General features: G+C 58.4%; 11 protein-coding genes. 3 read left to right on the forward strand and 8 right to left on the reverse strand.

All coding sequences use genetic code 11. From position 1 onward, the window contains the following. Nucleotides 1-128 precede the first annotated feature (128 nt). Nucleotides 129-1,886 carry a DEAD/DEAH box helicase gene (locus LPQ25_RS07765; RefSeq protein ID WP_004144263.1) on the reverse strand — a complete coding sequence of 586 codons (1,758 nt, stop codon included), beginning with the start codon at nt 1,884-1,886 and terminating at the stop codon, nt 129-131. 147 nt (nt 1,887-2,033) lie between these two features. On the opposite strand from LPQ25_RS07765, the gene rsuA reads away from it, so the two are divergent. From rsuA to LPQ25_RS07780, 3 genes are all read left to right on the forward strand, one after another. Continuing rightward, a complete protein-coding gene (rsuA, locus tag LPQ25_RS07770; protein ID WP_002912977.1) occupies nt 2,034-2,753 on the forward strand; it encodes a 16S rRNA pseudouridine(516) synthase RsuA in 720 nt (239 codons plus the stop codon). After that, nucleotides 2,750-3,946: a Bcr/CflA family multidrug efflux MFS transporter gene (locus LPQ25_RS07775; protein ID WP_009486448.1), complete on the forward strand. Its 1,197-nt coding sequence runs from the start codon at nt 2,750-2,752 to the stop codon at nt 3,944-3,946. Before rsuA ends, LPQ25_RS07775 begins: the two co-directional genes overlap by 4 nt. A gap of 331 nt (nt 3,947-4,277) precedes the next feature. Next, nucleotides 4,278-4,622 carry a YejG family protein gene (locus LPQ25_RS07780; RefSeq protein ID WP_002912974.1) on the forward strand — a complete coding sequence of 115 codons (345 nt, stop codon included), beginning with the start codon at nt 4,278-4,280 and terminating at the stop codon, nt 4,620-4,622. A 3-nt stretch (nt 4,623-4,625) separates the two neighbouring features. Here the strand turns inward: LPQ25_RS07780 and yejF are convergent, their stop codons facing one another. From yejF to LPQ25_RS07815, 7 genes are all read right to left on the reverse strand, one after another. After that, the gene (gene yejF, locus LPQ25_RS07785) at nt 4,626-6,215 is read right to left on the reverse strand and encodes a microcin C ABC transporter ATP-binding protein YejF (protein ID WP_041168936.1); all 1,590 of its coding nucleotides are present in this window, start codon (nt 6,213-6,215) and stop codon (nt 4,626-4,628) included. Nucleotide 6,216: 1 nt separating this feature from the next. After that, nucleotides 6,217-7,242: a microcin C ABC transporter permease gene (locus LPQ25_RS07790; RefSeq protein ID WP_002912972.1), complete on the reverse strand. Its 1,026-nt coding sequence runs from the start codon at nt 7,240-7,242 to the stop codon at nt 6,217-6,219. After that, nucleotides 7,242-8,336 (reverse strand): microcin C ABC transporter permease YejB, encoded by a 1,095-nt coding sequence (locus LPQ25_RS07795; RefSeq protein ID WP_004149130.1) that lies wholly within the window; start codon nt 8,334-8,336, stop codon nt 7,242-7,244. Before LPQ25_RS07795 ends, LPQ25_RS07790 begins: the two co-directional genes overlap by 1 nt. Before the next feature lie 9 nt (nt 8,337-8,345). After that, entirely contained in the window at nt 8,346-10,151 is a 1,806-nt protein-coding gene (locus LPQ25_RS07800) for an extracellular solute-binding protein (RefSeq protein ID WP_014907183.1), read from the reverse strand. A 68-nt stretch (nt 10,152-10,219) separates the two neighbouring features. Continuing rightward, complete coding sequence (locus LPQ25_RS07805; protein WP_002912968.1) at nt 10,220-11,782, reverse strand: cyclic di-GMP phosphodiesterase; 1,563 nt, start codon at nt 11,780-11,782, stop codon at nt 10,220-10,222. A 188-nt stretch (nt 11,783-11,970) separates the two neighbouring features. Beyond that, on the reverse strand, nt 11,971-12,540 hold the full coding sequence (gene mepS / locus LPQ25_RS07810) for a bifunctional murein DD-endopeptidase/murein LD-carboxypeptidase (protein WP_002912967.1): 570 nt from the start codon (nt 12,538-12,540) through the stop codon (nt 11,971-11,973). A 426-nt stretch (nt 12,541-12,966) separates the two neighbouring features. Then, nucleotides 12,967-13,680 carry a phosphatase PAP2 family protein gene (locus LPQ25_RS07815; RefSeq protein WP_002912965.1) on the reverse strand — a complete coding sequence of 238 codons (714 nt, stop codon included), beginning with the start codon at nt 13,678-13,680 and terminating at the stop codon, nt 12,967-12,969. Nucleotides 13,681-13,688 lie beyond the last annotated feature (8 nt).

Genomic DNA, 13,688 nt, shown 5'->3' on the forward strand with positions numbered 1-13,688 from the left:
CTCTATATATAAAGCCTGCTACAGGCGACCCAGCAACAGGCGGATTATCTGCTTTGCGAATGCAAAAGCGGGCGGCATTATAGCCGCCAAACGACACCCGGGCAATCAAAACCTCAGCTTTCCGGTAATTAACGCAGCTCGTTGGCGCGACGAAAACGCCCCTGATAATCGAACACTTTTTCCCGCACCTGCCAGTACTGCCCCTTCATGCGGGCGACGACAAAGTCCGGATGGCGCAGCAGCGCCTGCTGGGTCACGATATCCGCCGGCGTTATCCAGCGCAGCGGCACCCCGGGGGTGCGGGTATGCGGGCGAATAAACAGTTGTTCGAAGGCGGTGCGCTGGGCGGGGGTCTGCAGACGGAAGCGCTCACTGACATCCGCCCCGTCTTCATCGTAGTAGGTGATTTTCAGCCACGGGCCCTTCTCGTCGCCGCCGTGCTGCAGGGCCATGCCGCTGCAGCGCAGCACCAGCGCGTCCTTCAGTTTCAGCGCCGCCTTCAGCATATCGTCCGGGTCAACCAGTATAGTGTCGCACTCCCGGCAACGGCGGGCGGCGATGTCGTTTTCCGCATTACACTGCGGGCAGTTTTTAAAGCGAAAGCGGAAGTCGCACTGTTCGCGGTGGCCGTCGTCATCTTCGAACCACCCCTGGCAGCGGCGGCCAAAGTGTTCAATCAAGGTGCCGTCGGCGGTGGTTTTGCCCCAGAAGGTATTGGCGAAGCCGCAGGCCGGGCAGAAGACCTGCACCGGCACGTTGTCGCTTTTGCCCTTCGGCGTCCCTACTTCCGGGGCATACAGGTCATGCGGATTGCCGGCGTAGTCGAGGATCAGACAGTCGGTTTTCCCCGGCGCCAGGCGCAGACCGCGGCCAACGATCTGTTGGTAAAGACTCACCGACTCGGTGGGGCGGAGGATGGCGATCAGGTCGACGTGCGGGGCGTCGAAGCCGGTGGTCAGCACCGCGACGTTCACCAGATAGCGATACGCCTGCGCTTTAAAGGCCTCGATGATGCGATCCCGCTCCGGCCCAGGCGTTTCGCCGGTGATCAGCGCCGCCTGGCCTACCGGCAGCAGGCCGGTCACTTCCCGGGCGTGTTCCACGGTGGCGGCAAAGATCATCACCCCTTTGCGGTTTTCGGCGAACTCCACGATCTGGCTGACAATATGCGGCGTGATACGCTGTTGTTTTTTCAGCTCATGGTTAAGATCGGCTTCGCTGAACAGGCCGTTGCTTTGCGCCTGCAGGCGGCTGAAATCGTACTGCACCACCGGCATATCGAGGCGCTCCGGCGGCGTCAGATAGCCGTGTTTAATCATATAGCGCAGCGGTAGCTCATAGATGCAGTCGCGGAACAGGGCCTTTTCATCGCCGCGCACCATCCCATGATAATGGAACTGATAGATCCAGCCCTTGCCAAGGCGGAACGGCGTGGCCGTCAGGCCGAGCAGCCGGATCTGCGGATTGACCTGCCGCAGGTGACCGATGATCTGCTGATACTGGCTGTCGTCATCATCGCTGATGCGGTGGCATTCATCGACGATGAGTAGCGAAAATTCGCTGCGAAACTGGTCGAGATTGCGCGCCACCGACTGCACGCTGCCGAACACCACTTTGCCGTGGCTCTCTTTTCGCTGCAGACCGGCGGCGAAGATATCCGCCTCGAGTCCAAGGGCGCAGTATTTGGCATGGTTCTGCGCCACCAGCTCTTTGACATGGGCCAGCACCAGCACGCGGCCGCGCGCCAGCCTGGCAAGCTCGGCGATCACCAGACTTTTGCCCGCGCCGGTGGGCAGGACAATCGCCGCCGGCTCGGTATGGCGACGGAACCAGGCGAGGGTGGCATCGACGGCTTCTTGTTGGTAAGGACGTAATGTAAAAGTCATGAATTCACGGGGCTAATTAACTGGCGAATAGTATGCCATGAATCTTTTCCCTTGAGTGGTGTTAAGAGCCCGTTATACTAGCCGGTGAAATTCTTCTTTTTCGGGCGATTTGCCCGCTCCAGCACTATGACAGGCTAAAAAAATCTCATGCGACTTGATAAGTTTATCGCTCAGCAGCTGGGCGTCAGCCGGGCTATTGCCGGGCGTGAAATTCGCGGCAGCCGCGTTACCGTGGACGGCGACATTGTGAAAGATGCCTCTTTTAAGCTCCAGCCGGAGCACGAGGTGGAGTATGACGGAAATACGCTGACCCAGCAGAATGGCCCGCGTTACTTTATGCTCAACAAGCCGCAAGGGTACGTCTGTTCCACCGACGATCCCGATCATCCGACTATCCTTTATTTCCTCGACGAGCCGGTGGCGCATAAGCTGCACGCCGCCGGACGGCTGGATATCGACACCACCGGGCTGGTGCTGATGACCGATGACGGCCAGTGGTCGCATCGCATTACCTCGCCGCGCCACCACTGTGAAAAAACCTATCTGGTGGCGCTGGAAAGCCCGCTGGCGGAAGGGACCGCGGAGCTGTTCGCCAAAGGCGTCCAGCTGCATAACGAAAAAGATCTCACCAAACCGGCGTTGCTGGAAGTTATCACTCCGACCGAAGTGCGCCTCACCATCAGCGAAGGCCGCTACCATCAGGTGAAACGCATGTTCGCCGCCGTGGGCAACCACGTGGTTGGCCTGCATCGGGAACGCATCGGCGACATCCTGCTGGATGAATCGCTGGCGCCGGGTGAATATCGTCCGCTGACGGAAGCGGAAATCGCCAGCGTGGGCGCCCCGCAGCCACGGAGTAAAACGTGACGCTGAAGCAAAATTCTTCACTGGGGATTGTGTTTATCCTTGGCCTGCTGGCCATGCTGATGCCGCTGTCTATTGATATGTATCTTCCGGCCCTGCCGGTGATCGCCGCCCAGTATAACGTCCCGGACGGCAGCGCGCAGATGACGCTCAGCACCTATATCCTCGGCTTTGCGCTGGGTCAGCTGCTGTACGGCCCGATGGCGGACAGCCTTGGCCGCAAGCCGGTGATCCTCGGCGGGACGCTGGTCTTCGCGGCGGCGGCGGTAGCCTGCGCCCTGTCGCAAACCGTCGATATGCTGATTGTCATGCGTTTCTTCCACGGTCTGGCAGCCGCGGCGGCCAGCGTGGTGATTAACGCCCTGATGCGCGACATCTATCCGAAAGATGAGTTTTCGCGCATGATGTCGTTTGTCATGCTGGTCACGACCATTGCGCCGCTGGTGGCGCCGATGGTCGGCGGGGCGGTGTTGGTCTGGTTCAGCTGGCATGCCATCTTTTGGATCCTCGCCCTGGTGGCCCTGCTGGCCTCGCTGATGATCGGCCTGTTTGTCCGCGAAACGCTGCCGGCTGAAAGGCGTCAGCCGTTCCATCTGCGCACCACGCTGGGTAACTTTGCCACGCTGTTCCGCCACAAGCGGGTACTGAGCTATATGCTGGCGAGCGGCTTTAGCTTCGCGGGCATGTTCTCTTTCCTTAGCGCCGGTCCCTTTGTCTACATCAATATAAACCACGTCGCGCCTCAGCACTTTGGCTACTATTTTGCGCTGAACATCGTTTTTCTGTTTCTGATGACCATGTTCAACAGCCGGTTTGTGCGGCGGGTAGGGGCGTTGCGTATGTTCCGCGCCGGGCTGTGGATCCAGTTTGCCATGGCGGTGTGGATGGTGGTCTGCGCGCTGCTGGATGTCGGCTTTTGGTCACTGGTGATCGGCGTAGCGGCCTTTGTCGGCTGCGTATCCATGGTGTCGTCTAACGCCATGGCGGTGATCCTCGATGAGTTTCCGCATATGGCGGGCACTGCTTCGTCGCTGGCGGGGACTTTCCGTTTCGGTATCGGGGCGATTATCGGCGCGCTGCTGTCGATGGCGACGTTTACCACCGCCTGGCCGATGCTGATCTCTATTGCCTTCTGCGCAACCTGCTCTATTTTCTTCTCGCTTTACGCATCCCGGCGGCGAAAAATCGCACGCTAGGTCACATTTTCAGGGGCGAAATCGCCCCTTTCTTGATGCATGTCAACCGCAATGGGCTTCAGGGTTCTGCGATTTGTTTCCTTTATGTAAAATCAATTAGTGTAAAAAGTCGCATTGTTGCGATAAAAAAGTTGTTTTGGATCACAGAAACGGGTACATATAGCGCCAATTGGCTCGCCAGGTATAAAAAATAAAGCGCTGGATTATAAGCGCTTAACCCAGGTCCGCCGCCGCTGTAAACGTTTTCTGCCTCAAGGCAGGACTATTTGTCAACAGTGTGTTAATATTGATGTAAATTTATTGTGAAGCCTTTTGCTTCCGGGGAAACCAAGTGAATACACAACAACTCTCTATCGTACACCGTCTGCCGCAGAGCTATCGCTGGCTGGCCGGTTTTGCGGGTTCCAGAGTTGAACCGATTCCGCAAAACGGCGCGCAGAACGAGAACAGTCTCGTTGCCCTGAAATTGCTGAGCCCGGACGGTGAGAAAGCCTGGCCGGTGATGCATAAGCTCAGCCAGGCGTTAAGCGACATCGAAGTCGACTGTTCCGTGCTGGAGTGCGAAGGTGAACCCTGCCTGTTCGTAAACCTGCAGGATGAGTTTGCCGCCACCTGTCGTCTGAAAAACTTTGGCGTGGCCATCGCCGAGCCCTTCTCCGGCAATAACCCTTTCTGACCGTCAGCTTAGCGCCAGCAGCTGGCGGGTATACTCATGCCGGGGTGCGCTGAAGACGGACTTGCACTCGCCCTGTTCGACCACCTCTCCCTGACGCAGCACCATCACCTGGTGACACAGCGCCCGCACCACGCCTAAATCATGGCTGATAAAAATATAGGCCAGCTGATGCTTTCGCTGTAAGGCTTTCAGCAGGTTCAGGATCTGCGCCTGAACGGTTTTGTCCAGCGATGAGGTCGGTTCATCGAGGACGATCAGCTGCGGTTTGACGATCAACGCTCTGGCGATGGCGATACGCTGTCGCTGGCCACCGGAGAACGCCGCCGGATAGCGCTGGCGGCTGGCCGGGTCGAGGCCGACCTCCTGCATGGCAAGGATCACCGCCTGTTCGCGTTCGGCCGCCGTCAGCGTCGGCTGGTGGACGCGCAAGCCTTCCTCAATGATCTGCTGCGCCGTGAGGCGCGGATTGAGCGACGAGTTCGGATCCTGAAAAACCACCTGCATCTGTCGGCGCAGCGGTAGCAGCTGTCGGCGGTTACGCCCCTGAATCGGCTGGCCGGCGAAGGTTATCTTGCCCCCGGACGGGATCAGGCGCAGCAGGGCCAGGCCGGTGGTGCTTTTACCGGAACCCGATTCCCCCACCAGGCCCAGCGTCTCGCCGGCGCGCAGCTGAAAGCTAAGGCTGTTGACCACCCGATGATGATCGACCACCCGACGCAGGATCCCTTTGCGAACGGGAAACGCCACCTTTAAATCGTCCGCCTGCAGCAGCACCGGGGCATCGGCGGCCAGCGGCACCGGCTCCCCGTCCGGCTCGCTATCCAGCAGGCGTTGGGTGTAGGGATGCGCTGGCGCGCTGAACAGCGCCCGACAGTCATTGTGTTCCACGCAGCGGCCGTTCTGCATTACCGCCACCCGGTCAGCCAGTTGGCGGACGATGCTCAGGTTATGAGTGATAAACAGCAGCCCCATGTTCAGCTCCTGCTTCAGCTCGCGCAGCAGTTGCAGAATTTGCGCCTGCACCGATACGTCCAGGGCGGTAGTCGGCTCGTCGGCGATCAGCAGCTCCGGGCGCGTCAGCAGCGCCATGGCGATCATCACCCGCTGGCGCTCGCCGCCGGAGAGCTGATGCGGATAGTCCGCCAGCCGCCGCGGCGCCTGACGGATCCCGACGCGCTCCAGGCAGTCGAGTATCTCCCCGCGCGCCGCCTGTTTGCGCATTCTCCGGTGTAACGACAGCACCTCGTAGAGCTGTTTTTCCAGGGTGTGCAGAGGATTGAGCGATACCATCGGCTCCTGAAAGATCATCGCGATCCGGTTGCCGCGCACGCCGCGCAGGGTCGCCTCATCCGCATGCAGCAGCGACTGGCCATGAAAACGGATGTCACCGCTGGGGTAGCTGGCCGGGGGGGTAGGGAGCAGCCGCAGCACCGACAGGGCGGAGATGCTCTTACCGGAGCCGGATTCGCCCACCAGGGCCAGCGTTTCGCCGACCGCCACCTCGAGCGACAGATTGTGCACCACGGTCTGCGTCTCACCCTGCTGGCGAAAGGCAATAGAGAGATTGTCGATAGCTAACAGCGGGTGGGTCATATTACACCGCCTTACTCGGATCAAAGGCGTCGCGAACCGCTTCACCGATAAAAATCAGTAGCGTCAGCAGCACGGCGACGGAGAGAAATGCGGCAATGCCCAGCCAGGGCGCCTGCAGGTTGTTTTTGCCCTGCAGCAGCAGCTCGCCGAGGGAGGGCGAGCCGAGCGGCAGGCCGAAGCCGAGAAAATCCAGCGACGTCAGGGTGGTAATGGAGCTGCACAGGATAAAGGGCAGGAAGGTGAGGGTCGCCACCATCGCGTTGGGCAACATATGCCGCAGGATGATCTGCCGGTCGCTAACCCCTAACGCCTGCGCCGCCCGAACATAGTCGTAGTTGCGGGTGCGGAGAAATTCCGCGCGCACCACGCCCACCAGCGTCATCCAGCCAAAGAGAACGGTGATTGCCAGCAGCCACCAGAAGCCCGGCTGCACGACGCTGGAGAGCAGGATGATCAGGAACAGCGTTGGCATGCCGGACCAGACTTCGATAAAGCGCTGTCCCCACAGGTCGATTTTACCGCCGTAGTAACCCTGTATCGCCCCGGCCAGCACCCCCAGCACGCTGGAGAACAGCGTCAGCAGCAGACCGAAGAGCACCGAGATGCGTGTCCCATAGAGGATCCGCGCCAGCACATCGCCGCCGTTGGCGTCGGTGCCGAGCCAGTTGCTGGCCGAGGGCGGCGATGGAAAGGGAACCGTGCTGGCAAAATTAATTGTCGTCGCGCCGAAGCGCACTGGCGGCCATAGCGCCCAGCCGTGAGTCGCCAGCTGCTGCTGCAGCCAGGGATCCTGATAGTCGGCGGCGGTGGCGAACGCGCCGCCGAAGGTTTGCTCAGTGTAGTTTTTTAACACCGGGACGTACAGCTGGCCCCGGTACTGCACCAGCAGCGGGCGATCGTTGGCCAGCAGCTCGGCGCCCAGGCTGCAAAGAAAGAGAATTAAAAACAGCCACAGTGACCAGTAGCCGCGACGGTTGTGGCGAAAGCGCGCCCAGCGGGCCTGATTAACGGGACTGAAGAAAGACATTAGCGGCCCTCAAAATCAATGCGCGGGTCGACCAGCGTATAGCTGATATCGCTGACGATATTCAGCAGCAGGCCAATCAGAGTGAAAATATAGAGCGTGCCGAACATCACCGGATAGTCGCGGGAGACCGTCGCTTCATAGCCCAGCAGACCCAGGCCGTTTAGCGAGAACATCACTTCGATCAGCAACGAGCCGGTAAAGAACATACTGATAAAGGTGGCCGGGAACCCGGCGATCACCAGCAGCATGGCGTTACGGAACACGTGTCCCCAGAGGATCTGTTTCTCACCAACGCCTTTGGCGCGGGCGGTGACCACATACTGTTTGCGGATCTCGTCGAGGAAGCTGTTTTTGGTCAGCATAGTCAGCGCGGCAAAGCCGCCAATTACCGTCGCCAGCACCGGCAGGGTGATGTGCCACAGGTAGTCGAGGATCTTTTGATACCAGGGGAGGGTGTCGAAATTTGGCGAGACCAGACCGCGCAGCGGGAAGAGGTCGAAATAGCTGCCGCCGGCAAAAATCACGATCAGCAGGATGGCGAACAGAAAGGCAGGGATCGCATAGCCAATGATAATCAGCGTACTGCTCCAGATATCAAAGCGGCTGCCGTTGCTGACCGCTTTGCGGATGCCCAGCGGAATGGAGACCAAATAGATAATCAGCGTGCTCCACAGCCCGAGGCTCACCGAGACCGGCAGGCTGTCTTTAATCAGCTGCAGCACGGAGGCGCTGCGAAACAGGCTGTCGCCGAAATCAAAGCGCAGATAATCGCTCAGCATCTTCAGATAGCGTTCGTGCAGCGGTTTATCGAAGCCGTAGCGGTGGGTGATCTCGGCGATGACTTCCGGGTCGAGGCCGCGCCCGCCGCGATAGTGACCCTCGCTGATATTGCCTGCGCCGGTGCGGGCATGGCTGGCGCCCATGCCGCCGTCGCCAGCCCCCGGCATCCCGCCGCGCTGATTAAACTCGATGGCGGCGATGGCCTGATCGACCGGGCCGCCAGGCGCGATCTGGACAATAAAAAAGTTAATGGTGATGATGGCCCACAGGGTGGGGATGACTAACAGCAAACGGCGGATCAGGTAGCTGCCCATGGGATGTCCTTAGCGTCTGTCCGCGGGGAGGGTGGCCGCTTTGTTCACGTCGTACCACCAGGTATCGATGCCGGACGAATAGATGGGGCGGGTCGCGGGGAAAGAGAACTTATTCCACCACGCGGTGCGGTCCTGCGCCATATACCACATCGGCAACATGTAGTTATTCCAGGTCAGCACACGATCCAGCGCCCGACCGAGAGGGATCAGTTTCTGCTTATTGCCCTGCCACTGCAGGATCTGCGCAATCAGCTTATCCACTACCGGGCTTTGCACCCCCGGCGCGTTGTAGCTGGAGTGAATATAGTCGGACGCCCAGGATATTTGCAGGTCGGTCCCCGGCCAGGGCATGGCGCGCCACAGGCTTGGCATCATGTCGTAATCCCGGCTGCGGCGGCGGTTGCTGTACTGCGAATTATCAACCTGACGAATATCCATGACGATCCCCAGACGCTGCAGGTTGTGCTGAAACGGCAGCACCCAGCGGTCATTGCCTCCGGCCGGCAGCAGTAGCTCAAAGCGCAGCGGCTTGCCGGTGGCGGCGTTGACCCGGCGCTGGTTCTTCACCGTCCAGCCCGCCGCATTGAGCAGGGCGTCGGCTTTGAGTAAGTTGGCGCGGTCGAAGCCATCGCCGCGGGAGACCAGCGGCTGGTAAACCTGGCTGAAGAGCTCCGGAGGCAGTTCGTTTTTCATCGGCGTCAGCAGGGCCAGCTCGGCTGCGTCAGGCAGGCTGCGGGCGGCATATTCGGTGTTCTGGAAATAGCTGTTGGCGCGCTGATAGGCGCTGTAAAACAGCGCCTTGTTCATCCATTCGAAATCGAACGCCAGGGTAATGGCCTGCCGCACCCGGCGATCGGCAAAAATCGGGCGCTGAATATTGAACGCCAGCCACTGTGTATCCTGCGCCGAGGTATTGGTATGCTCATCTTTAATGATGTAGCCGCGGCTGAAGTTGCGACCGACGTAGCGGGTAGCCCAGTTTTTGGCGACGGTCTCTTCCCGGCGATCGACGGCCCCCGCTTTAAAGGCTTCGAAAGCGACATTGTCGTCGAGATAATAGTCATAGCGCAGCGTATCGAAATTCCAGCGACCGCGGTTGACCGGCAGGTCGGCCGCCCAGTAGTTGGCGACCCGGGAATAGGTAATGTATTGCCCCATTCGCCAGGCGCTGATGCGGTATGGCCCGCTGGCCAGCGGCGGCTTCGACAGCGGGTCGCTGAGTTTGTGCTGGCGCCAGAACGCCTCGGGCATCACAGGCAGGCTCAGCAGACTCAGCATGTTCTCTTTGCCGGGCTGGCCGAGGTCAATACGCACGGTCAACGGCGCGATGGCCTTCACGGAGGTGCCTTTATAAAACAGGCGAAACTGCGGCACCCCTTCGGTCATAAACTTGTTGAAGGTAAACGCCACATCGCGGGCGGTGATCGGCGTGCCGTCATGGAAGCGGGCGCGCGGGTTGAGCGCGATCTCCATCCAGGAATAGTCCTCGGCATAGCGCGCCCGCTCGGCAATCAGCGGGTAGTAGCTGCCGGGCTCATCATCCGAGGTGGTGAACAGGGTATCGTAGAGCGCCTCCGTGCGTACCGCGGGGTTGCCGCGCAGCGCATAACGGTTGAAGTTATCAAAGGTGCCGATCGCCGCCAGGGTGAGGGTGCCGCCTTTCGGCGCCCTGGGATTGACGTAATCAAAATGACTGAAACCGGCGGCGTATTTCGGTTCGCCGATAATCGCGAAGGCTACGCTTTCCTGAATGGTTTGCGCCTTAGCGTCCAGGCTAAACAGAGCCAGCAGAATCAGAAAGAGGCGCGCATACATAGGCGGCAGAATACCCTGTCATGGCCGGCCCCCATGGCCGACATCCGTTCCCGCATCATAAGTGAGACTTAGCGCGTTGTGAAATAGTTCGCGGGTTCATCGTGCGCAGCCACCAGCCCGGCCAGCGACAGCGGTCGGCTGATCCAGTACCCCTGCAGGAAATGAACGCCCTGGCCGCGAAGCCACTCCGCCTGTTCCTGGGTCTCCACCCCTTCGGCGACGGTCATTAATTTCAGCCGGCGGCTGAGGGTCAGTACCGCATCCAGCACCGGCGAGGTTACTGTTTCAGTACCAATCGCCTGCACAAAACCGCGATCGATCTTCAGATAATCGAAGTTATAGCGTTCGAGATAGATCAGCGCGCTATGCCCGGTGCCGAAATCATCAATCGCGATTTCGAATCCCTGGCGGTGGAGCCAGGCGAAGTTAGCCATCGATTTTTCTTTATCAATCATCGCCCGCTCGGTTACCTCCAGCACCACGTGAAAGTGGTCGGCTGGCAGCGCGGCGGCGAAGCGCAGCATATCGTCGCGGAAGCTGTCGGCCTGCAGATGGGCAGGGGAAATATTCAGCCCCAGCTTCACGCCGCGCGGCAGAATACGCTTCAACACCGCAGCGTCGCTGGCGATCAGCGCGAGCAGGTGATGGGTTAGCGGCACGATCATCTGCTGGGTTTCGGCCAGGTTAATAAAAACGTCGGGCGGAATTTCACCAACCACCGGATGGCGCCAGCGCATTAGGACCTCCACGCCGCTGATACGTAGAGTCTGAGCATTAACCACCGGCTGATAAACGATGTAGAACTGGTTATTTTTGATCCCCAGCAGAATGGATTTTCGCGGATCCGATTTGATCGTCAGCACGTAATAGCAGAGCAGCCCCGCCAGCAGGCCGCAGACGACCCCGAGCAGCAGAGCAAACTGCGTATTTTCCGCCAGCCAGCTGTTGGCATACAGGTAGACCTTCAGCGGTAAGCCCTCGATCTGTGCCTGGCGGATCGGCGCGTTATGCAGCGTTTGCGGATCCACCAGCCGATTACTGAAGGTGGAGATAGCGGTGTGATCGATGGCCAGCGCAATGCCGCTGAAATCGTTTTGCCGTGCGGAATAGAGGATATACGGTGTGAGATTAGCGTTAATCGACACGAAAATGCCGCTGTTTTGATCGCCGGGTTTACCTACCCACAGCGCCAGCGCCGCGCTCTTCGGCATCATCGGCGTGCCTGGTAAAATCGCCATAGCAACGGGTTTGCTGATATCGATGGCCGGGATCAGCTGGCTGAGGGGCGTATTCATGGCTCCCGTGGCCGATGAGCAAAAGGCGATGCCGTTTTTGACCAGCAGGAAAGCGCGGACGTTGGGGCTGAACGCGGCGTGGGAGGTAAGCCCGGAGTCAATATTCTCGCAGGGCTGGTCCACCAGCGGCTGCAGGCCGTCAATGGTCTGGCGCAGGTCGTGAAAATAGCTTTTCAGATAGGTATTAACATTGTTGATAATGGCGTCGAAGCGCTCGGCCCGGTTATGGTAGATCACCATAAACTGAATGCTCCCGGCCAACAGCGCGACGATGATCCCCACGCTCAGGCTGGTTAACCAGGTTTTACGCTGGGGCGAAAAGTAGCGAGTAAGCATAGCCAGATTCTTTCCGTATTATTGAAGCGCATCAACGGAGTGTCGGTCGTCGTTTTTCTCATTCCCACTTAAAAGACATAGCTTATTTTGCGACGTTGAGAACCAGGTGGCAAAAAAAAACACTGCCTGGGGCAGTGTTTTTTATCCCGCAGCCAGCCAAGGGATAACCGGCGGCGGTGGAGGACAGTTTACGAGCGGCTCAGGACTCGACGCGCTTCATTGTAGCGCTTTTTCCAGTATGGCTCATCCATGCTGGAGATAGTCACCCCGCTGCTGGTGGAGGCGTGAACAAACTGGTTGTTGCCGAGGTAGATCCCGACATGGCGGCCGGTAGAGCCGGCACGAAACAGAACCAGATCGCCTGTACGCAGTTGGGCACGAGAAATCGATTTTCCGGTTTCCTGCTGTTCAGAAGTTGAACGCGGCAGTTCCAGACCAAATTGTTCGCGGAAGGTGCGCTGCACAAACGCTGAGCAGTCGATACCCTTGCGGGTGCTGCCGCCGAGGCGGTAACGCACGCCTTTCCAGCTGGCATACTGATCCATTAAACGGGACTTTACGTCCAGGTTACGGACCATCGTTTCAAATTCATCCTGAGAGGCTTGCAGTGATGATAAATCGCCACTACCCACAGCATGCGTCTCAGAATGCATATTCCTGGCGGTACTTGTTGAACTACACGCGGAAAGCAGAACCGCTACTGCAATCGCGGGGGCTACCCGCAAGATATATCTCAAAATCGGCTGAGATTTGACCATGCTGTTTATTTTCCCTTGTTGTCCTTAACGACAATGTCGTTATAAAAAATGCCAAACGTGTTAGAGCCTAAATACCCATCCGCAATGAGACAATTCCTTAAGCTTAAATTTGTGCAGTCACGCACAATTTTATTCATGCCCTGAATTAATGCTGCGGAAAAGGCAAAACGAGAACGAGATTACCCTATCAAACGCCGCATGGCGAGCGGTTTTGCGCGATTTCTTATAAGTATTTTGGTGACAAAAAGTGAATCATCGGGAAAGGCCAAAATTACGGCAATATCGGGCAAAAAACAGACAATTCCTTCATTTGTCACGGGATTAATGTGACAAGAAGATGAACGTCATGTTGAAAAAAAGGGAAAATGTAAAAAGGGACCCAAAAGGTCCCCTTATAGTTAATGACTTTGGCGGCTGCCGGAGACATTATTTGGCCGATATTCTGCTGGGTAAGTAGCGATCGAAAAAGGCGATCAATTTATCGCTCAGCGGGGTCATCAATACCCAGGGCGCGCCGATCAGCACGGCGGTCAGGGAGCCGACGGCAATATCGCTAAACCAGTGGGCGCCAATCATTACCCGCGGGAAAGCAAAGACCACAAAGATAATCAGCGCGACGCCCAGCGCGCGACGGCCAAAATAGCGCCACATAAAGCTCGCGAAGATCAGCAGCATCATCCCATGATCGCCAGGGAAGCTGTCCTTCGACGCATCCTTAGTGGGGAAGTTAACGACGTCGCTGACGCGGGTAATATCGCTAAAAAACAGCGACGGGCTGGCGCGCTGTACCGGCATCAGGTGTTGTGCGAGCTGGTTGATGATCACCGCCGCCAGCAGCATCACCAGGCCCATGATGGCGATCTGACGACGGCCTGCAGTCGGCGCCTTTAGCCAATAGCTCAGCATCAGGCAGCCCATCGCCAGCAGCGAACAGGCGTCGAAGGCGCGATTGTTGATGATCGCCAGCAGCCAGGCATAAGCATGGCTGACGCTGACGCCATGGTTAAAGAAATGGAAGATCGCGGAGTCGACCGGCAACCACGCGCCATGGTTGGCTGGCAGATACCAGGAGCAAAATAGCGCTACACCCGCGATGTTAAGCAGCAGGATTAAAGGAATTCGGTTTTTCATCATAGCCATTGCGATTT

It is taken from the genome of Klebsiella sp. KPN54798 (assembly GCF_021184225.1).
GTDB lineage: Bacteria > Pseudomonadota > Gammaproteobacteria > Enterobacterales > Enterobacteriaceae > Klebsiella > Klebsiella pneumoniae.